The following is a 20,320-nucleotide window of genomic DNA, read 5'->3' on the forward strand; positions in this document are numbered from 1 at the left end:
CACTCCTAGTTGAGGTACTGACAGGTGGAGCGCGGGGTGTAGACGCCGTGCCCGGCGTGTCCGGTGTACTCCCGCTCGGTGATGACGGGTTCGCCGCGCGAGAGGACCGACTCGACCCGGCCGGTGGTGCGCTTGCCCTCGTACGCCGAGTAGTCGACGTTCATGTGGTGGGTGTCCGCGGACATGACCTGCTCGGCGTGCGGGTCGTAGATGACGATGTCGGCGTCGGCGCCGGGGGCGATGGTGCCCTTCTTCGGGTACAGGCCGAACATGCGGGCCGGGGTGGCGCAGGCGATCTCGATCCAGCGGCGGCGCGAGATGTGCCCGTCGACGACGGCCTGGTGGAGCAGGTCCATGCGGTTCTCCACGCCCGGCAGCCCGTTGGGGATCTTGGAGAAGTCGCCCCGGCCCAGCTCCTTCTGGCCGGTGAAGCAGAACGGGCAGTGGTCGGTGGAGACGACCTGGAGGTCGTCGGTGCGCAGGCCGTTCCACAGCCGGGCCTGGTGCTCCTTGGGGCGCAGGGGCGTGGAGCAGACGTACTTCGCGCCCTCGAAGCCGGGTTCGGCGAGGTTGTCGGTGGACAGGAAGAGGTACTGCGGGCAGGTCTCGCCGAAGACGTTCAGGCCCTCGTCGCGGGCCCTGGCCAGCTCGGCGACCGCCTCCGCGGCCGAGACGTGCACGACGTACAGGGGCGCGCCGGCGACCTGCGCGAGCTTGATGGCGCGGTGGGTGGCCTCCGCCTCGAGGAGGGCCTTGCGGACCTCGCCGTGGTAGCGGGGGTCGGTCTCGCCGCGGGCCAGGGCCTGCTCGACGAGGACGTCGATGGCGATGCCGTTCTCGGCGTGCATCATGATCAGGCCGCCGTTCTCGGCGGAGCGCTGCATGGCGCGCAGGATCTGGCCGTCGTCGCTGTAGAAGACGCCCGGGTAGGCCATGAACTGCTTGAAGGAGGTGACGCCCTCCTCCACCAGCAGGTCCATCTCCTTCAGCGTCTCCTGGTTGACGTCGGAGACGATCATGTGGAAGCCGTAGTCGATCGCGCAGTTGCCCTCGGCCTTGGCGTGCCAGGCGTCCAGGCCCTCGCGCAGGGAGTGCCCGACGCTCTGCACGGCGAAGTCCACGATCGTCGTCGTGCCGCCCCAGGCGGCCGCCCGGGTGCCGGTCTCGAAGGTGTCGGAGGCGGAGGTGCCGCCGAACGGCAGCTCCATGTGGGTGTGGACGTCGACGCCGCCCGGGATGACGTACTTGCCGGTGGCGTCGATGACGCGCTCGGCCGTCCAGGCCTCGGCGGCCGGGGTGCCGGAGGCGGCGAGGGCGGCGATACGGCCGTCCTCGATCAGGACGTCGGCGTGGATCTCGTCGGACGCGGTGACGACGAGGCCACCGCGGATGACGGTACGGCTGCTCATGGTCCCTCTCCTGCCAGGGTGAACGGTTCGGTCAGGGTGCGGTCAGCGGGGCGTACGCGTCGGGGCGGCGGTCCCGGAAGAACTGCCAGCGGTCGCGCACCTCGCGCAGCTTGGCCAGGTCCAGGTCGCGGACGACGAGTTCGGTCTCCTTGTCGCTCGCCACCTCGCCGACGAACTGGGCCTCCGGGTCCACGAAGTACGACGTGCCGTAGAAGTCGTTGTCGCCGTAACTCTCCACGCCGACCCGGTTGATCGCGCCGACGAAGTACTCGTTGGCGACGGCCGCGGCCGGCTGCTCCAGCTGCCACAGGTAGCGGGACAGTCCCCGCGAGGTGGCCGACGGGTTGAAGACGATCTCGGCGCCCGCCAGGCCCAGCGCCCGCCAGCCCTCCGGGAAGTGCCGGTCGTAGCAGATGTAGACGCCGATCCGGCCGACGGCGGTGTCGAAGACCGGCCAGCCCGCGTTGCCGGGGCGGAAGTAGAACTTCTCCCAGAATCCGGGCACCTGGGGGATGTGGTGCTTGCGGTACTTGCCGAGGTAGGTGCCGTCGGCGTCGATCACGGCGGCCGTGTTGTACAGGACGCCCGGCTGCTCCTCCTCGTACATCGGCAGGACGAGGACCAGGCCCAGTTCCCGGGCGAGCGCCTGGAAGCGCTTGACGATCGGGCCGTCGGGGATGCGCTCCGCGTACTCGTAGAACGCCTTGTCCTGCACCTGGCAGAAGTAGGGGCCGTAGAAGAGTTCCTGGAAGCAGAGGACCTGGGCGCCCTGCGCGGCGGCGTCCCGCGCGGCCTGCTCGTGCACCTGGATCATCGACTCCTTGTCGCCCGTCCACGCGGTCTGGAAGAGGGCGGCGCGGATCACTTGGCTCATCGGGACCTCCGGTCGCTCGGTGTGCGAGAAGGCTAGGAAGTCCGGGGGCGGGCTTTGAGGTGCACCGTGTCACGTCTGCGGGCGTGCGGCGTGCCACGTTGTCACCTTGTCGAGGGACCATGTTTCACCGCCGTTTTCCCTGGTCATCATGTGTTTCAGCCCTGTTGCGCGTCGTGTGCGAGGAGCGCGATGTGCACGGAGGCGGCCTGCTCGAAGTCGTCGAGGTCCACGCCGAGGCGGCCCTGGATGGCCTCCAGGCGCCGGTAGAGCGCGGGCCGGGAGACGTGGTGGAGCTGGGCGGTGCGGGACTTGTTGCGGCCGGTGGCGAGGTAGGTGCGCAGCACGGACAGCAGGGCAGCCCTCTCCTCTTCCGGCCCGCGCAGCAGCCCGTCCAGCTCGCGTTCGGCGAAGGACTGCACGTGCGGGTCGTCGCGCAGCAGCCGGATCAGGCCGCGCAGGTGCACGTCCCTGAGCCGGACGACGGCCGGCAGGTCCAGGGCGGCCGCGGAGTCGGCGACGGCGTCCGCGACGTGCTGGGCCTCGCGCAGCCCGGCGGGCACGTCGTCCCAGGCGGTGCGCGGGTCGGCCGCGGCGACCACCGTCCCCGGCGTCCCCGACTCGGTGCGCAGCCGTGCCGCGAAGTGGGCGGTGAGCGCCTGCGCGTCCTGGTCGCGGGCGAGGCTGAGCAGCACGGCGACGGCACCGTCGGCGAGTTCGGCGACCAGTCCGGACAGACCGAGCATGCGCAGCACCCGGTCGAGCCGGGCGGGGTCCTTGTCCCGCACGACCAGCGGCACGAAGGCGCGCCGGTTGACCGGCAGCCCGGCCGCACGCGCGCGCGGCAGCAGCTGCCTCGCCGGTACGACCCCGCTGACCAGGTCGGTCAGCAGGCTCTGCGCGGACTGCTCCTCCCAGCTGCAGCCCGTGTTGGAGCCGAGCATGCGGTGCAGGACGAGGGCCTCGGCGGCCCGGTCGGCGAGCAGCCGTCCGGTGGCGGTGTCGCCGCGGTAACCGCACAGCACGATCCGGCCCCACCGCTCGCCGCGTCCGCCGAGTTCGGCGCGGATCCAGCCGTCGCCCTCGCTGCCTCCCCCGGTGCCTGAACGGCCTGGGTCGTGCCCCCATGCCTGCCGGGAGATCCGCTCCCAGTCGCGCAGCACGTCGTCGACGGCCGGCCGCTCCCCCGCCGTGGCGAGGACCCGGTGGGCGAGGTTGGTGAGGACGACGGGGCAGGCGCTGTGCTGGGCGACCTCGTCGAGCAGGCGCTGCAGGGGCGCGCCGGTGGTGATCAGGCCGGTGAGGGCCGTGCGCACGGACTCCGAGAGGCTGACCGCGGCGAACTTCCGCCGCACCAGCCGGGACTGCACCTCCTCCGTCAGCTCCGCGAAGGGAAAGGGGCGGTGCAGGACTATCAGCGGCAGCCCGCACCGTTCGGCGGCCCGCCGCATGACGTCCGGCGGGGTGGGGAACGCCCGGCCCAGGCCCAGGACGACGGCGGCGGCCTCCGCGTGGTGCAGCGAGCGGATGTACTCGGCCTGCTTCTCCTCGTCGCCGGCGAGCAGCACGCCGGTGGTCAGCACCATCTCGCCGCCGCTGAGCATCACGCCCACGTCGGACGCCTCGGCGACGTGCACCCAGCGCACCGGCCGGTCGAGCCGGGCGGCGCCGGCCACCACCTCGGGCTCGCCGGCGAGCACCCGTTCCAGCGACAGCACCTGGCGGACGGACAGGGCCGGTTCCGGGTGCTCCGGCGGTTCCGGGCGGTCCGGGGATCCGAAGGTGGTGGTCATGGCGGTGTTCCCCTTTTCTGCGGCTCGGTTCGCCTCCGGGTGCCGGAGCCCGCGGCGAGAGGGCGACCGTGCTCGGCCCCTCGGGCCGCCGCACGCTCGCCCTCTCGCCGCCCTCTCGCCGCCGTCGTGCCCTTCGACTCGCTCGCCCTTGCACTGCTGCCTGCCGTCTGCTGCCTGCCGTCTGCTGCCTGCTGTGTGCTGCCTGTTGTCTGCCGTCTGCTGTGTGCTGTGTGCTGCCTGCCGTCTGCCGTCTGCCGTCTGCCGTCTGCCGCTACCGGATGCTCCGCAGCGCGTGTTCGAGGATCGCGGCGCCCTCCTCGGCCTCCGCCACCGTGAGGGACAGCGGCGGGGCGATGCGCAGGGCGCTGGTGTTGTGGCCGCCGCCCTTGCCGATGAGCAGCCCGTCGGCGCGGGCCTGTTCGAGCACGGCGGCCGCCGCGTCGAAGTCGGCCTCGTCCGTGCCGGGCCGGACCAGCTCGACACCGATCATCAGGCCGCGTCCGCGCACCTCCCGGACGTGCGGGAGCTGCGCGGCGACGGCCCGCAGCCGCTCGATGAGCAGCCCGCCGACCCGCCGGGCGTTGCCCTGGAGGTCGTGCTCCAGCAGGTAGGCGAGGTTGGCGAGGCCCGCCGCCATCGTGACCTGGGTGCCGCCGAAGGTGGAGATGCTGTTGGCGTCGAGGCAGTTCATGATCTCGGCGCGGGCGACGACGCCGCCGACGGACATGCCGTTGCCGATGCCCTTGGCGAAGGTGAGGATATCCGGCGGGCCGTGCTGCCCGTGCGCCTGCCAGCCCCAGAAGTGGTCGCCGGTGCGGCCCCAGCCGGTCTGCACCTCGTCGGCGATCCACAGCACGCCACGCTCGGCGAGCACCTTGCGGAAGGCCCCGTACAGGCCGTCGGGCGGTGAGGTGAAGCCGCCGACGCCCTGCACGGGCTCGGCGATCAGGGCGGCGGGCGGCCGGGTGTGGCCGAGCAGGTCCTGGAGGTCGTCGACGCAGGCGGCGACGAACTCGTCGTCGCCGAGGGAGGCGTACGGGCCCCGGGTGCGCACGCCGCCGTGCACGTACAGGGTCTGCAGCGGGGACAGCGAGGTCGGGGACCAGCCGCGGTTGCCGGTGATGCCGACGGCGCTGAAGGAGCGGCCGTGGTAGCTGTTGCGCATCGCCAGGATCACGTTGCTGCGCCGGTACGTCGTCGCCAGCAGCAGGGCGGTGTCGTTGGCCTCGGTGCCGGAGGTGGTGAAGAAGACGCGGGCGTCCGGGATGCCGCTCAACCGGGCGATGCGCTCGGCGAGTTCCACCATCGGCCGGTTGAGGTACAGGGTCGAGGAGTGGATGATCCGGCCGGCCTGCTCGCTCACCGCCTTGGTGACCTCGGGCAGCGCGTGCGCGGTCATGGTGGTGAGGATGCCGCCGAAGAAGTCGAGGTACTTGTTGCCGTCGGCGTCCCAGACGTGGCGGCCCTCGCCGTGGGTGATCTCGATCGGCCGGCCGTAGTAGAGGGCGAGCCAGTCGGGCAGGACGGCCCGGTGGCGGCCCAGCAGTTCCTCGCTCACGGGCGCACCAGCCCTTCGTACGCGTCGGGCCGCCGGTCGCGGTAGAACGCCCACTGCTGCCGCACTTCCTCGATCAGGTCGAAGTCGAGGTCGCGGACGAGGAGTTCCTCCTTGGAGTCGCTCGCCACGTCGCCGACGAACTGACCGCGCGGGTCGACGAAGTAGGAGGTGCCGTAGAAGTCGTTGTCGCCGTACTCCTCCACGCCGACCCGGTTGATCGCGGCGACGAAGTACTCGTTGGCGACGGCCGCCGCGGGCTGCTCCAGGCGCCAGAGGTGGCTGGACAGCCCGCGGTGGGTGGCCGACGGGTTGTAGACCAGCTGGGCGCCGTTGAGGCCGAGTTGCCGCCAGCCCTCCGGGAAGTGGCGGTCGTAGCAGATGTAGACGCCGACCTTGCCGACGGCGGTGTCGAAGACCGGCCAGCCCGCGTTCCCGGGTTTGAAGTAGTACTTCTCCCAGAAGCCCTTGACCTGCGGGATGTGGTGCTTGCGGTACTTGCCGAGGACGGTGCCGTCGGCGTCGATGACGGCGGCGGTGTTGTAGTAGAAGCCGGACTGTTCGATCTCGAACACCGGCACCACGATCACCATGCCGGTCTCCCGGGCGAGCTCCCGCATACGGCGCACGGTCGGGCCGTCGGGCACGGGCTCGGCCCAGCGGTAGTGCTCGGGCTCCTGGACCTGGCAGAAGTAGGGGGCGTTGAAGACTTCCTGGAATCCGATGATCTTCGCGCCCCGGCGGGCCGCCGCACGGGCGTGCTCCTCGTGCTTCGCCACCATGGACTCGGTGTCGCCGGTCCAGGTGGCCTGAACCAGAGCGGCGCGTACGACGTGGGCCATGAGCTGCTCCTTCGACGGGACGTCAGAGCCTCTACGCCCGTAGTCGCAGGTCGTAGAGGGATGAACGTAAGCCTCCGGGACGGCCTTGCCAAGACCATCGTCGTCAACCCGCGGAGTCGATCACGTTTCGCACTCCGGTGGGTGAGTGGAGTGGCCGGTGCGGACGGTGGGGAGGCCGGGCGGGGTGTCAGGCGGCGAGACCGGCCACCCGGAAGGCATGGACCAGGTCCCAGCGCCGCTCGTCGGACACGCCCTGCGCGGCCTGGAGCAGCAGCGGGGCGAGGGTCGGCGGGTCGGGCTCGGCGCTGCGGACCGCCTCCTCGGGGGTGCGGACGCGGACGTAGGCGTCCAGGAGTGCCCGTACCTCGCGGCGGCGCCCCTCGGCGACGAGGCCCAGCACGGCCTCGCCGATCTCGGCGGCGGGCCGCACGACGCCCTGGCGCAGGATCCGCTCACCGTCGGCCGGCCGGCCGGCCGCGACCAGCGCGTCGGCCGCGGCGACCAGGTGGTCGGCGGGCAGCGACGCGGCTTCCCACAACAGCGTCGCCCAGTCGGCGCCGAGCCCGGCGCGCTGCAGCTCGGCGGCGAGCAGCGGGAAGCGGCCGGGGGGCCAGTAGGCCGCCTCGACGAGCAGGACGTGCGCCTCCCCGCTGCGCCCCTCGGCGCGCAGCCGCAGCAGTGACTCGACGGCGGCCGCGACCTCGCGCACGGCCTCGCCGTCCACCGGCTCGGCCTGCGGCTGCGGCACCCGCGCCCGCCGTGCCCGCTGTGCCCCGTGTGCCTGCCGGCCCGCCTCGGCCGCGCCGGCGAACCGGGCGCCGCGCGGCGTACGGGCGCCCGCCGCGTCCGGCGCGGACGGGGCCGGCCCGGTGGCCGGCGGCACGGTCACGGGAGCGGCGTCCTCGTCCGCCATCCCGGCGAACCGGGCGCTGCCCCGGCGCCGCTTGCGCGACTTGGCGCCGTCGCCCGACGGCTGTCGCGGCGGGGCCGTCGCGGCGGACGCCGCACCAGGAGACCGTGGGCCCACACCGGCGTCCCCGGCCGCGTCGGTCGCTCCGGCTGCGTCGGCTGCTGTGGTCGCTCCGGTCGCTCCGACTGCGTCGGCTGCTCCGGCCGGCCACGCCTCCGGGGAACCGGGCCGTCCGGAGGACGCCTCCGCGTCCGCCCGGTCGCGCCCCGGGAAGCGCGGTACGGCGCCACCGTTCCCCGCCCCGACGTCCCACCGCCGCGGTACGCCGTCACGGCCACCGCCGGAGGTACCGGGGTCGGCGGTAAGGACGCCCGTCTCCGCCCGGGCCTCGATCCGGAAGACGGGCCGCGCCGCGCCCACACGCTCGGCCCCCACACGCTCGGCGCCCACACGCTCCGCGTACCGGGCATCGGCGCGTCCCGGGGACGGGGCGTCGGCACGCGCGGGTCGCTGGAGGCCGGCGCGGAACGCCACGTGCCGGGTGTCGCCGGCGGCGGCACGGGACACGGATCCTCCGGCGGGCCGGACGTCGCCGCTCGGCACGGCACCCTCCACGGACCGGGCCTCCGGTCCGTGGAGCGCGGCACCGCCCGCCGGGCCGGCACCGGCACGGGCACCGGTCGCCCCGGGCGTGCCGGTGCGGCCATGGGCGGCCCGGTGGGTCATGGCGTCCATACGGCCGCGGAGCTCGGCGCAGCGGGCGGTGGCCCGCTCGTGGTCGTCGCGGGCCCAGGCGAGTTCGACGCGCAGGGCGTCGGCCTCCTCGCGACCCGCGGCGCAGGCGAGCGCGCGGCCCAGTTCCGCCAGGCGTTCGGCGGCGTAGCGCTGCTCGCGGAGCATGACGTCGAACCGGTCGCCGAGGGCGTCCCGGCCGCCGGGCCGGGCGTCGTACGCGGCGGCCGCCGCCGCGTGCAGGGCTCGGGCGTGCTCCCGCTCATGGGCCACGGGCCCCGGCCCGGCCGCCGCGGCGAGATCCTGCAGCAGCGCCTCCACCACGTCCCAGGGCGGCATCTCGCGTCCGTCCCGGCACGCCCGCATCCCGTCCGGGTCGCGTTGCCAGAACACCGCACACCAGCCGCCGCCCTGGTCCAGGCGCCCCAGCAGGCCGTTCAGGTAGTTCGCGAACTCCCGTACCCTGCCGGGGAGTCGATCCACAGCCATCGCCCAACTCCCGCCAGACCGGAATACTCCGGCCCGTAGCCAACACCCGCCGTGTTACGGCGGCGCTACAGGGAGTTTTCGGGCCCGACGCGGAGTACGCCGATCCTGCCGGAACGTGACGTGCGACCGCCGCTCACAGCGGGACCGGCGCGCACCGGCCGACCAGCTCGTCCATCGACATCCCGAGGGCACCGGCGAGCGCGGCGACGGTGAAGAAGGCCGGCGTCGGAGCACGGCCCGTCTCGATCTTGCGGAGGGTCTCGGCGGAGATGCCCGCCTCGGCCGCCACGTCCACCATGCTCCGCCCGCCGCGGGCCTCACGCAGCAGCCTGCCGAGCCGCTCGCCGCGCTCGCGCTCTTCGGGGGTGAGAGGGGTGCGCACCATGACGCCATAGTAATACCGGTATAGTAATTGGGGCGACGTGGCGGTCCAGGTCAGGCCAGGGCGGGGCGGGGTGGCGCAGGGCAGCGACTCACGGCCCCGGCGCGGGCGCTGGACGTGCTCGACGGACCAGAACGTGCCATCGTGGCATGAGCGCCCTTTGTCCGGGTTACCCGCCCGACTCCGGCACAGTCGTCAGCGAAGGACCCAACACGATGACCAGCGGCTACCTCGGCCCGGAGGGCGACCCCTTCGGTGAATTCCTGGCCCGCTTCTTCGGCGGCCCCCGCCAGAGCCCGCGGCAGATCGACATCGGCCGGCTGCTCAGCCAGCCCGCGCGGGATCTCGTCCGCGGTGCCGCGCAGTACGCGGCCGAGCACGGCAGCCGGGACCTCGACACCCAGCACCTGCTGCGGGCCGCGCTGGCCGCCGAACCGACCCGGAGCCTGCTCAGCCGCGCCGGCGCGGACCCCGACTCACTGGCGACCGAGATCGACAAACGCTCCGGGCCGGTCCAGCACCCGGCGGGCGAGACGCCGCCGCCGACCTCGCTGTCCCTGACCCCGGCCGTGAAGCGGGCCCTGCTGGACGCGCACGAGCTGGCCCGGGCCGCCGGCGCCGGGTACATCGGCCCGGAGCACGTGCTCAGCGCGCTCGCCGCGAACCCCGACTCCGCCGCCGGGCACATTCTCAACTCGGCCCGCTACGCGCCGTCCGGCCCGTCCGAGGCGCCCGAGACGCCGCAGGGCCGTGCCGAACGGCCCCGGTCCACGGGCACGCCCACCCTGGACAAGTACGCGCGCGACCTCACCGACCTCGCCCGGCAGGGCCGCATCGACCCGGTGATCGGGCGGGACGACGAGATCGAGCAGACCATCGAGGTGCTCTCCCGCCGCGGCAAGAACAACCCGGTGCTGATCGGCGACGCGGGCGTCGGCAAGACGGCCGTGGTGGAGGGGCTCGCGCAGCGCATCGCCGACGGCGACGTGCCCGACGTGCTGGCCGGGCGCCGGGTGGTCGCCCTGGACCTCACCGGCGTGGTCGCCGGCACCCGCTACCGGGGCGACTTCGAGGAGCGTCTGAACAACATCGTCGGCGAGATCCGCGCCAACTCCGACCGGCTGATCGTCTTCATCGACGAACTGCACACCGTGGTCGGCGCCGGCGCGGGCGGCGAGGGCGGCGCCATGGACGCGGGCAACATCCTCAAGCCGGCCCTGGCCCGGGGCGAGTTGCACGTCGTCGGGGCCACCACGCTGGAGGAGTACCGCCGGGTGGAGAAGGACGCGGCGCTGGCCCGCCGGTTCCAGCCGATCCTGGTGCCCGAGCCGTCCGTGCCCGACGCCATCGAGATCCTGCGCGGGCTGCGCGACCGCTACGAGGCCCACCACCAGGTCCGGTACACCGACGAGGCGCTGGTGGCGGCGGTGGAGCTGTCCGACCGCTACCTGACCGACCGCCGGCTGCCCGACAAGGCGATCGACCTGATCGACCAGGCCGGCGCCCGGGTGCGGCTGCGGGCGAAGACGAAGGGCACCGACGTCCGCACCATGGAGCGCGAGGTCGAGCAGCTCACCCTCGACAAGGACCAGGCGGTCGCCGACGAACAGTACGAGCAGGCCACCCAACTACGCGACCGCATCGTGGAGTTGAAGCAGCAGATCGCCGCGGCGGGCGGTGACCAGCAGGCCGACGAGGGGCAGCACCTGGAGGTCACCACCGAGGCCGTCGCCGAGGTGGTGTCCCGGCAGACGGGCATCCCGGTCAGCAGCCTCACCCAGGAGGAGAAGGAGCGTCTGCTCGGTCTGGAGGTGCACCTGCACGAGCGGGTCGTCGGGCAGGACGAGGCCGTGCGCGTCGTCTCCGAGGCGGTGCTGCGCTCCCGCGCCGGGCTCGCCAGCCCCGACCGGCCGATCGGCAGCTTCCTCTTCCTCGGTCCGACCGGCGTCGGCAAGACCGAGCTGGCCCGGGCGCTCGCCGAGGCGCTGTTCGGCAGCGAGGAGCGCATGGTCCGCCTGGACATGAGCGAGTACCAGGAGCGGCACACCGTCAGCCGCCTGGTCGGCGCCCCGCCCGGGTACGTCGGCCACGAGGAGGCCGGACAGCTCACCGAGGTGGTGCGCCGGCACCCGTACTCGCTGCTGCTGCTCGACGAGGTGGAGAAGGCGCACCCCGACGTCTTCAACATCCTCCTCCAGGTCCTGGACGACGGACGGCTGACCGACTCGCAGGGCCGCACGGTGGACTTCACCAACACGGTCATCGTGATGACCAGCAACCTGGGCTCGGAGGCGATCACGCGGCGGGGCGCGGGCATCGGCTTCGGGGCGGGCGGCACCGACGCCGACGAGGAGGCGCGGCGCGAGCAGGTCCTGCGGCCGCTGCGGGAGCACTTCCGTCCGGAGTTCCTCAACCGCATCGACGAGATCGTCGTCTTCCGCCAGCTGACCGGTGACCAACTGCGGCGGATCACCGCCCTGTTGCTGGAGAGGACCCGTCGGCTGCTGCACGCGCAGGGCGTGACGGTGCAGTTCACCGACGCGGCCGTCGACTGGCTGGCCGAGCGTGGGTACCAGCCGGAGTACGGAGCCCGCCCGCTGCGCCGCACCATCCAGCGCGAGGTCGACAACGAGCTCTCCAAGCTGCTCCTCGACGGCCGGGTCGTCGAGGGCGGCCGGGTCACGGTGGGCGTCGAGGACGGGCGGCTCGCCTTCACCACGGAAGACCTGCCGCCCGCCCCCGAACTGTGAGCGCCACGCCCGCGCGAACCGCCCGCACGCACTGCAAGGCCGGGCGCGCCACCACCGCCTGACCTACGAGGCGCGGGGGCGCACCACCACCGCCGGGTCTACGAGGCCGGGCGCACCACCATCGCCGAGCCGCCGCCGCGCCGGACCTTCTCGGCGGCTGCCAGCCACCTGCCGTCGGGCAGGCGCTGCACACCGGTGGCCGCGCCGATCTCCGCGTTCGGCTTGAAGGAGTGGCCGATGGCCTCCAGTCGCGTCCTCAGCGGGCTGTCGTACAGGCCCGGTTCGAGTTCGGTCTGCGCCGTGTTGCGCTGGCTGGCGCGCGGCGCGGCGATGGCGTCGACCAGCGGCAGGTGCCGGTCGAGGAACCCGGTGAGCGTCTGCAGCACCGTGGTGATGATGGTGGACCCGCCGGGCGAACCCAAGGCCACCACGGGCCTGTTGTGCCGGTCGAGCACGATCGTGGGCGACATCGACGAGCGCGGCCGCTTGCCCGGCCCGGGCAGGTTCGGGTCGTGCACGGCCGGGTTGGCCGGGGCGAAGGAGAAGTCCGTCAGCTCGTTGTTGAGCAGGAAGCCGCGGCCGGGCACCGTGATGCCGCTGCCGCCGGTCTGCTCGATGGTGAGGGTGTAGGAGACGACGTCGCCCCACTTGTCGGCGACCGTCAGGTGCGTGGTGTTCTCGCCCTCGTACGTCGTGGGGGCCGCCGTGCCGCCGGACGCGCAGGCGGCCGGGTCGCGCGGGTCGCCGGGGGCCAGCGGGCTGCTGAGGACGGCGTCGTCCTTGACGAGGCAGGCCCGCGAGTCGGCGTACCTCTGCGACAGCAGTTCCTTCGTCGGGACGTCCTCGAAGGCGGGGTCGCCGACCCAGCGCCCGCGGTCGGCGAACGCGATGCGGCTCGCCTCGATGTAACGGTGCAGGTAGCGGACCTCGCTCGCCTTCGACAGGTCGGTGCCCTCCAGGATGTTGAGGGCCTCGCCCACCGTGGTGCCGCCGGAGGAGGAGGGCGCCATGGAGTACACGCCGAGACCGCGGTAGGAGGTCTTCGTCGGCGCCTGAAGCCCCGCGCGGTAGGCGGCGAGGTCCTTGCCGGACAGTTCGCCCGGACGGGCGTTCCAGCCCGAAGCGGGGTCCACCGGCGGGTGATTGACGGTGTCGACGATGTCGTCGCCGAGGTCGCCGTGGTAGAGCGCGCCGGTGCCCTTCCTGCCGAGTTCCTCGTAGGTGCGGGCGAGGTCGGGGTTCTTGAAGGTGGACCCGACGACCGGGAGCTGTCCGCCCGGCAGGAACAGTTCGGCGGTGTCCGGGAAGTACCGGAACCGGGTCTCGTTGGCGGCCGTCTGCGAGCGGAACGTGTCGTCGACGGTGAAGCCCTCGCGGGCGATCCGCTCGGCCGGCGCGAGCACCGTGCGCAGCTTTCTGCTGCCCCACTTCTCCAGCGCCGTCTGCCAGGTGGCCGGCGTGCCCGGCGTGCCGACGCTCAGGCCGCTGCTGACGGCGTCGGCGAAGGCGAGCGGCTTGCCGTTCTCCAGGAAGAGGCCGGAGTCGGCCGTCAGGGGCGCCGTCTCCCGGCCGTCGATGGTGTGCACGGTGCGGGACTTGGCGTCGTAGTAGACGAAGTAGCCGCCGCCCCCGATGCCGGAGGAGTACGGCTCGGTGACGCCGAGGGCGGCGGCGGTGGCGACGGCCGCGTCGACGGCGTTGCCGCCCTTCCTGAGCACCTCGATGCCGGCCGCCGAGGCGTCCGCGTCGACGCTCGCGACCGCGCCGCCGTAGCCGACGGCGACCGGGACCTTCTCGGGGGCCGTCGTCCCGGCGGCGGGCGGGGCCGCCGCCCCCACCGACACCACCGCGGCCGACACCACGAGGACCGGCAGTTTCCGTAAGACAGGCCGACGCATGCGCACCTCCAGTCAGGAACCGTCCGCGCAGCCTATTGCATCGCCGGAGCCCCGTCAGGAGCGCGTGAAGCGGTGCTCGAACACGGGTTTGCGTGGGCCCGCTACCATGCGCGCCCATGAATGACGACGTGCGCAACATCGTGCTGGGCGTGGTCGCGGCCGGCATCAGCGCGGCCCTCGGCTGGCTGGCCCGCACCTATCTGTGGAAGCGCAGGCTCCGTCGCAAGCAGGCCTTCTTCGGGCTGCCCGACAACTCCGAGACGCTGCTGGTGGTCAACCGGGAGCCGGGCGGCGCCGAACTGTCCGTCAAGCGCCACGACGTCTTCGCGCTGCTGGAACTCTCGGCGCTCATCAAGGACTGCAACGCGCACGCGCAGGTCGTCGCGCACGACGCCGCCCAGCAGGGCTTCGGCGAGCGCACCGAGTTCTGCGTCGGCGGCCCGGCGTCCAACCGCCGGATGGCGGCCCATCTCGACTCCCTGCTGCCCGGCGTCCGCGTCGACGTGAACGCCGAACCGGGCCCGGACCGGGCCGCGTTCCTGATCGGCAGCGAACGATACCGGCTGGAGGGCGGCCGCAGCGAGTACGTGATCCTCGCCCGGCTGACCGCCGGTGAACGCCGCGGGACACGGCCGGTGTTCCTGTTCTGCGGGCAGCGCGCGATCGACAACCAGGCCGGCACACGTTATCTGGCCCGCAATCACGAGCGGTTGTCCCGCAAGTACGGCAACCACTCCTTCGTCCTGCTGCTGCGGGTCGTCAACTCGCAGGCGTACGGCCCGGACGTGGTGGAACTGGTCGCCGACGTGACACGGGCCGCGCAGACGCCGCTGCCCGCCTCGTCCCCGGAGCCGACGCCGGCACCGGCGCCGGACCGCACCTCGCACCGGGCCGGTTGATACCGGCGGCACGGGGCCGGGAGCAGGAGGGCGGGGCGGGTGGGGGCGGCGGGGAGCCGGCGTTCGGTGGTGACGCGGCGGAGGTCCGGCGGGGCCTGGGCGGGGCCCGGGCGGGGCCCGGGCGGGGCCTGGGCGGGGCCTGGGCGGAGGTCCGGCCCCTCCGGCCGCGTCTTCGGCCGTGCTCCCGGCCGCGTGTGACGACGCGTCGGGTCGGGGTGCGTGCGCCGGTCGGGGTGCGTGCGCCCGGTGGGCGTCGAGCACAACCCGTCCGGCGCGCGGCTGACCTTCTCCTCACCGGCGGACGACCCGTCGTACGTGTCGGTCCCGCCGCGCGAGCAGTGATCTCCGGCCGGCGCCGGCCGGGTATGGCTCTGCGACTGCCGCCCCCCGCGGTCGCGAGGACCGTGGGCCCCACCCGGCAGCGGTGCCCCTGAAGGCGGTTCGGGCTTCACCGTGGGGTGAGCGGAACATCGTAGTCGAGGTTCGCGCGCCCGTTGCCCTCCGGCCGGCGCTCGACGATCTTGGAGAGCCGCCGCCCGAGGCGAAGACGCGGCGGCGGCTCACGCCTCGGCGACCTCGGCGTACAGCTGGGACAGCTCGGGAACGCCGCCGGCCGCCCACTCCCGGCCCGCGTCGACCACGTCGAACTCGCGCCCGGAGGCGAGCCGGACGACGGGCTGGCCGTCGGGCCGGATCTCCCACCCGGCGCCGGGCACCGTCCGCACGATGACGGTGCCCAGGTACAGGCCCGCGTCGTTGCCCAGCCAGGCGAGCGCCTCCTCGTCGTCGCGCCAGCGCGGCAGCACCTGGTCGAGTTCCTCCAGCGAGCCGGCGGAGTCGTCGAGCCGCACACCCTCCCGGGCCGCCTGGGAGCGCAGCAGTTCGCACTCGGCCAGGAGGTCGGCGAGGCCCTCCGCGTCACGGGGCCGTGAAGGCTCGCGCCGGTGTCCCAGAAAACGGATGTTCATATCTTCAGCCTCGCATCGACTCCGGCCGCCGCACCACAGGGCGCGCGGAACTCCGACCGCTCACCACCTCTTGCCAAGGTTATTCACCTCTCGTAGAGTTCAACGCGTCATGAGTTCAACGTCCGTTGACTTCGGCAGACAGGCGGGACTGGCCGCCTCGGCGCGGGAGCTGATCCTCCGGCTCGCGCCGGCCGCTACTGGCGCGAGCGCAAGCAGCACGACGTACGCCTGACGCTCACCCCGCGGTAGCGCAGGCCCCGCCCGGTGATCCGCCGGGCCCCACCGCTCCCGCTCCCGACGACGTGAGCGGGCCCCGTCCGCGGGTGGCGCACCGAGCCGCAACCCCATCAGTGAAGGGAACACGACATGCCGGAAGAGAAGAAGGTCATCCGCATCCACCTGGAGCCGGGGCAGGACGGCGTGACCCTGAGCGCCGTCGGCGCCGCGTCGGCCACCGCACCCGCCGAGACCCTGGTGGAGCCCACCAACATCACCGAGGCGACGGTCATCGAGGTCGAGATCTGATCCACCCGGGTGACGACCGGAGCGGAGCACCACCTCCCGGACCCGTAGAGGGACGGTCCGGGGAGCGCGCCCGACGAGCCCCTGACGAGGACGCACCGGGGCGGGCGCCGCACGGCCTTCCCGGCCCGTAGAGGGACGGGCCGGGGAGCGCGCCCGACGAGCACCCCGACGTGGACACACCGGGGCGGGCGCCGCACGGCCTTCCCGGCCCGTAGAGGGACGGGCCGGGAACGGCCGAGTCCGACGAGGTGTGAGGAGACGAGGTCGCGATGAGCAAGACGGTTGCTTCAGTCGGCACCACCGCCGTGCGCCCAGGCACAGGTCTCGCGCGGCTGCTCCGGGAGAACCCCGCGCTGCGGATCGGCCGGGACGACCACGACATCAACGTGACGGCCGACCACGGCGAGCGGCTGACGCCCGACGAGGTCGCCGACGCCCTGCGCGCCCACGCCCCCTGGCCGGCCGACGCCGCGATCGAGTCCGTCCGCCTCGGGGGCGGCACCGCCTCGCCGCTGGGCACCGAGCAGCTGCGGTGCCCGACCGGACACGTACGGGCCTCCTGCACGCTCACCGGGGACTGCGAGATCTCCCTCGAGGGAACCCCCGACAACTTCCCGCACGACGAACCGGCCGAGGCCTGCGAGATCGGCTTCGACCGGTTCAGCGTGGACGTGCCGTCGCAGCGCATCGGCAGCTTCGCCGACGCCGTGTGCCGGAGGTGATCCGATGAGCGTCGATCAGATCCAGGGGCACCGTCAGGTCCAGCGACCCCATGAGGTCGACCGGGTGCACCGGGTCCACCGGCACCTGCGGTGGCGCAGGGACGGCAGTGGGACGGCGTACCGCACCAGGCGGTCGTTCCCCGCCGCGCCGGCCAGCCGCACCGTGCTGCTCGCCGGCCCCGGAGCCGTCTCGGCCCTCGACGGCGAGGGCCGGGACGACCTGCTGCTCGGGCGGCTGACGGACCGTCTGGTCGGCTCCGGCGCACAGGTGCTGGAGTGCGACATGCCCGCCCGGGACCCCGGCACGCCCGCCGGGGAGCCCGACGTGCGCGCGCGGGCCGACCGGCTGCGGCAGCTGCTGGACGGCCACCGCCACCTGCTGACCGGGCCGCTCGTTCTGATCGGGTTCTCGCTCGGCGGACAGGCCCTGCTGCGACTGCTGGAGTCGGGCGCGCCGGCGCGCGCGGACCGGCTGGTCCTGGTGGGCACCGTGGTCGACGAAGACGTCTTCCTGACCTCTCGCATCCCCGCCATCGAACTCGTCTACGGCGGCCACGACCTGATCGGCTTCGTCGACAGCTTCGACACGTCACTGCCGCCGGTCGTCTTCGAGCCCACCGTCTACGCCGACTGGTCCGCACGCCACCTCATCGGCTCCCCCACGCCCGCGGTCCGGGTCCATGTGCTCGAAGGGCTCGGCCACACGCTCAACCCGTGCGGTTCGGGCCCCGCCCGGGATCCGCTCGCGGAACTCAGCTCGCTGGTGGTGCCTGCTTGGTGACGGGAGTCGGGGGCGGGCGGCGGGGGTCGGGGGCGGGCGCCGGGGGGCGCTCGGGTGCCGGGGGGCGCTCGGGGGGATCCGTCGGCTCCAGCGGCGTCGTCCGGTCCGTCAGCGCCGTCAGCTTCATCAGCACCGTTGTACCTCCCGGTCATTCCGGTCCGCCGAAGGAAAGAGGACGACATGCCCGCCACCGAGACGCTCTCCAGCCGGCGTTTCGACAAGATCACCGGCGACTTCGCCACCGGTGAGGTGCACTGGTCGAGCCCGACGACGGAGACGCTCGGCTCGCAGACCGGCAGCGTGATCTGCGACGTCGCCGGCGGCGCAGGCCACCTGGCGCTGTCCTTCGCCGACGAGCACCCGGCCCGGCTCGTCGGCTTGGACCCCGCGCCGTCGATGCCGCAGTCCTTCCGCGCACCGGCGGCGGAGCGGTCGGTCACCGTCGAGACCGCGCAGGCCGTCGCCGAGATGACCCGGCTGCTGCGGTCCGGCGGACGGCTGGCCGTGATCGGCCCGGAGGCCAACGAGGACCCGGAGATCGACACGCTCAACCACGAGCTGGAGGTCCTGCACGACCCGACCCGCATGCGCAGCTGCCCCCTCGACGAGTGGATCGGTTTCCCGCAGGGCGCCGGACTGAACGTCCCGGTCGCCCGCGGTGAGCAGGCCGAGAGCCGGACCGGCGTGCCGGTCGAGCGGTGCGGCGAGATCGCCTCCTCGTGGTGCGGCCCGGCGCCCCGGGCCGGCTGCTGCTCGGCGCCCTCGTAACCGGCGCCGGTGCGTGGGCGGCCCGGTTCAGCGGTCCCCCCGCCGAACCGGCGTCCGGCCCGTCCAGGCCGAACCGCTGACCGACATCCAAGGAGGAACCCGTGGGCAACACCCCTGAACAGTCCGTCATCATCGCCGGAGCCGGACCCACCGGACTCGCGCTGGCCTGTGAACTGGCCGCCGCCGGAGTGTCCTGCACCGTGCTCGAACGCCGCCTCACCACGTCCGAGCAGTCCCGTGCCATGGGCCTGTACAGCAGGACCATGGAGGTGCTCGACCTGCGCGGGCACGCCGACGCGCTGACCGCCGTCGGACGGCCGGTGGGCCGCATGGTGCCCGCGCGCGGCGCGGTCGTCGACTTCACCGAACTCGACACGCGCTTCCCCGCGCTGCACGTCGTGCCGCAGAGCCGTACCGAGGAGGTGCTGCAGCAGCGGGCCCTCGACCTCGGAGTGATCATCCAGCGCGGGGCCGAGGTGTACGGCCTGGAGCAGGACGGCTCCGGCGTCACGGTGCAGGTGCGGGGCGAGAGCGGGGAGTGGGAGGAGAGCGCCGACTACGTCGTCGGCTGCGACGGCGCGCACAGCGCCGTGCGCGAACTGTCGGGCATCGCGTTCCGCGGCCGTACGTACGACATCTCGCCGGTCCTCGCCGACGTACGGCTGCGCCGGCAGCCGCCGGACGACGTGCTGATGCTGTCCCGCGGCGGCGGAGTGGTGGTGACCGTGCCGTACGGTGACGGGCTGTACCGGATCGCGGTGGCGCGCCGGGACCGGCCCTGGACGCGGGAGCCGGTGACGGTGGAGGAGCTGGCCGACCTGATGACGCGGTCGCTCGGTTTCGACCCGGAGCCGTACGATCCCGTCTGGCTCGCCCGGTTCAAGATCCACCAGCGGATCGCTGACCGGTACCGGTCCGGGCGGGTGCTGCTGGCCGGGGACGCGGCGCACCTGCACTCGCCGCTGGGCGGGCAGGGGCTGAACCTGGGGATCCAGGACGCCGTCAACCTGGGCTGGAAGCTGGCCGCCGCGGTACAGGGGTGGGCGCCGGCGGGGCTGCTCGACTCCTACGAGGCCGAGCGGCGGCCGCAGGCCGAGCGCATCCTGCGGGCCACCGACCGGGCGACCTGGATGGCCACCAGTCCGTCGGCGGCGGTGACCACGCTGCGCCGGGTGATGCTGGGGCGGCTCCTCGGGCAGCGCCGGATCCGCCGGTTCGCCGGGGAGGCGATATCGGGGCTGCGGGCGGGGTACGGCGGGCGGGCCGGGCTGGGGCGTGGTGGGCTCGGGCTCGGTGGGCGGGGTCTGCGGGTGCGTTCGGGGCAGCGGGTGCCCGATCTGACGGTGCCGCGGCCGGAGGCGGCTCCGGTACGGCTGTACGAGCTGATGCGCGACGGCCGCTTTCTGCTGCTCGACCTCACCGCGGACGGGCGTGCCGCCTCGCTCGCCGAGGCGTGGGGGTCGCGGGTCTGTCCGGTCCGGGTCGCCGGGCCGGTGGCCAAACTCGGTGGCGTGGCCGTGCTGTTGGTCCGGCCGGACGGCTACGCGGCCTGGGTGGACGGCGAGTCGGACCCGGACGGCTGCGAGGAGCGGGTGCGGCGGGCGCTGCATCAGTGGTGCGGGACGGAGGGGCCCGTGGTGTCCTCGGGTTCCGGTGTCCTTCCGGCGGCCGGGGCTGTGGGCGGGGACGTTCGGGAGGCGGAGCCTTCGGACGCCGAGGTCGCGGGGGCCGAGCAGGTGTGACGCGGTTCGCGTCCGCAGTTGTTCGGTCGGGGGTGCGTTGCGCCCACGGCAGCATCGCGGGGGTGCGTTGCGCCCACGGCAGCATCGCGGGGGTGCGTTGCGCCCACGGCAGCATCGCGGGGGTGCGTTGCGCCCGCAGCGGCATCGCGGGGGTGCGTTGCGCCCACGGCGGCATCGCGGGGGTGCGTTGCGCCCACGGCGGCATCGCGGGGGTTCGCGGGGGTGCCGGCAGCATCGCGGGGGTGCGTTGCGCCCACGGCAGCATCGCGGGGGTGCGTTGCGCC

The 20,320-nt window shown here is 73.6% G+C and carries 17 protein-coding genes; 8 read left to right on the forward strand and 9 right to left on the reverse strand.

Features of this window, described 5'->3' with window-relative positions; genetic code table 11:
* Positions 1 to 5: 5 nt before the first annotated feature.
* The 7 genes from hydA to VKA29_RS24390 form a co-directional block, all read right to left on the reverse strand.
* Positions 6 to 1,409, reverse strand: coding sequence for a dihydropyrimidinase (gene hydA, locus VKA29_RS24360; protein ID WP_324788081.1), 1,404 nt, complete (start codon positions 1,407 to 1,409; stop codon positions 6 to 8).
* Between the two features lie 31 nt (positions 1,410 to 1,440).
* Positions 1,441 to 2,283, reverse strand: coding sequence for a nitrilase-related carbon-nitrogen hydrolase (locus VKA29_RS24365; RefSeq protein WP_324788082.1), 843 nt, complete (start codon positions 2,281 to 2,283; stop codon positions 1,441 to 1,443).
* A 155-nt stretch (positions 2,284 to 2,438) separates the two neighbouring features.
* On the reverse strand, positions 2,439 to 4,073 hold the full coding sequence (locus VKA29_RS24370) for a PucR family transcriptional regulator (RefSeq protein ID WP_324788083.1): 1,635 nt from the start codon (positions 4,071 to 4,073) through the stop codon (positions 2,439 to 2,441).
* Positions 4,074 to 4,344: 271 nt separating this feature from the next.
* Positions 4,345 to 5,631: an aspartate aminotransferase family protein gene (locus VKA29_RS24375; RefSeq protein ID WP_324788084.1), complete on the reverse strand. Its 1,287-nt coding sequence runs from the start codon at positions 5,629 to 5,631 to the stop codon at positions 4,345 to 4,347.
* The gene (locus VKA29_RS24380; protein ID WP_324788085.1) at positions 5,628 to 6,470 is read right to left on the reverse strand and encodes a nitrilase-related carbon-nitrogen hydrolase; all 843 of its coding nucleotides are present in this window, start codon (positions 6,468 to 6,470) and stop codon (positions 5,628 to 5,630) included. Before VKA29_RS24380 ends, VKA29_RS24375 begins: the two co-directional genes overlap by 4 nt.
* A 187-nt stretch (positions 6,471 to 6,657) precedes the next feature.
* Positions 6,658 to 8,601, reverse strand: coding sequence for a hypothetical protein (locus tag VKA29_RS24385; protein ID WP_324788086.1), 1,944 nt, complete (start codon positions 8,599 to 8,601; stop codon positions 6,658 to 6,660).
* Between the two features lie 133 nt (positions 8,602 to 8,734).
* Positions 8,735 to 8,986 carry a helix-turn-helix transcriptional regulator gene (locus tag VKA29_RS24390; protein ID WP_324788087.1) on the reverse strand — a complete coding sequence of 84 codons (252 nt, stop codon included), beginning with the start codon at positions 8,984 to 8,986 and terminating at the stop codon, positions 8,735 to 8,737.
* A gap of 212 nt (positions 8,987 to 9,198) precedes the next feature.
* Here VKA29_RS24390 and VKA29_RS24395 point away from each other — a divergent pair, with 212 nt between their 5' ends.
* Positions 9,199 to 11,733 (forward strand): ATP-dependent Clp protease ATP-binding subunit, encoded by a 2,535-nt coding sequence (locus VKA29_RS24395; protein WP_324788088.1) that lies wholly within the window; start codon positions 9,199 to 9,201, stop codon positions 11,731 to 11,733.
* A 98-nt stretch (positions 11,734 to 11,831) separates the two neighbouring features.
* Here VKA29_RS24395 and ggt read toward each other — a convergent pair whose 3' ends face one another.
* Positions 11,832 to 13,631: a gamma-glutamyltransferase gene (ggt, locus tag VKA29_RS24400; RefSeq protein WP_324788089.1), complete on the reverse strand. Its 1,800-nt coding sequence runs from the start codon at positions 13,629 to 13,631 to the stop codon at positions 11,832 to 11,834.
* A 116-nt stretch (positions 13,632 to 13,747) separates the two neighbouring features.
* Here ggt and VKA29_RS24405 point away from each other — a divergent pair, with 116 nt between their 5' ends.
* Positions 13,748 to 14,530, forward strand: coding sequence for a hypothetical protein (locus VKA29_RS24405; RefSeq protein WP_324788090.1), 783 nt, complete (start codon positions 13,748 to 13,750; stop codon positions 14,528 to 14,530).
* Positions 14,531 to 15,090: 560 nt separating this feature from the next.
* On the opposite strand, the gene VKA29_RS24410 is transcribed toward VKA29_RS24405, so the two are convergent.
* Positions 15,091 to 15,498 (reverse strand): DUF6278 family protein, encoded by a 408-nt coding sequence (locus tag VKA29_RS24410; protein ID WP_324788091.1) that lies wholly within the window; start codon positions 15,496 to 15,498, stop codon positions 15,091 to 15,093.
* A gap of 109 nt (positions 15,499 to 15,607) precedes the next feature.
* Here VKA29_RS24410 and VKA29_RS24415 point away from each other — a divergent pair, with 109 nt between their 5' ends.
* From VKA29_RS24415 to VKA29_RS24440, 6 genes are all read left to right on the forward strand, one after another.
* Complete coding sequence (locus VKA29_RS24415) at positions 15,608 to 15,730, forward strand: hypothetical protein (RefSeq protein WP_324788092.1); 123 nt, start codon at positions 15,608 to 15,610, stop codon at positions 15,728 to 15,730.
* A 134-nt stretch (positions 15,731 to 15,864) separates the two neighbouring features.
* On the forward strand, positions 15,865 to 16,023 hold the full coding sequence (locus VKA29_RS24420; protein ID WP_324788093.1) for a hypothetical protein: 159 nt from the start codon (positions 15,865 to 15,867) through the stop codon (positions 16,021 to 16,023).
* Positions 16,024 to 16,292: 269 nt separating this feature from the next.
* Positions 16,293 to 16,745: a hypothetical protein gene (locus VKA29_RS24425; protein ID WP_324788094.1), complete on the forward strand. Its 453-nt coding sequence runs from the start codon at positions 16,293 to 16,295 to the stop codon at positions 16,743 to 16,745.
* A 4-nt stretch (positions 16,746 to 16,749) separates the two neighbouring features.
* Positions 16,750 to 17,526 carry a hypothetical protein gene (locus VKA29_RS24430; protein WP_324788095.1) on the forward strand — a complete coding sequence of 259 codons (777 nt, stop codon included), beginning with the start codon at positions 16,750 to 16,752 and terminating at the stop codon, positions 17,524 to 17,526.
* A 180-nt stretch (positions 17,527 to 17,706) separates the two neighbouring features.
* The gene (locus VKA29_RS24435; RefSeq protein WP_324788096.1) at positions 17,707 to 18,294 is read left to right on the forward strand and encodes a hypothetical protein; all 588 of its coding nucleotides are present in this window, start codon (positions 17,707 to 17,709) and stop codon (positions 18,292 to 18,294) included.
* Between the two features lie 101 nt (positions 18,295 to 18,395).
* Positions 18,396 to 20,036, forward strand: coding sequence for an FAD-dependent monooxygenase (locus VKA29_RS24440; protein WP_324788097.1), 1,641 nt, complete (start codon positions 18,396 to 18,398; stop codon positions 20,034 to 20,036).
* Positions 20,037 to 20,320: the final 284 nt, after the last annotated feature.

Origin of the sequence: Streptomyces sp. H51, assembly GCF_035656535.1 — a bacterium.
Lineage (GTDB): Bacteria > Actinomycetota > Actinomycetes > Streptomycetales > Streptomycetaceae > Streptomyces.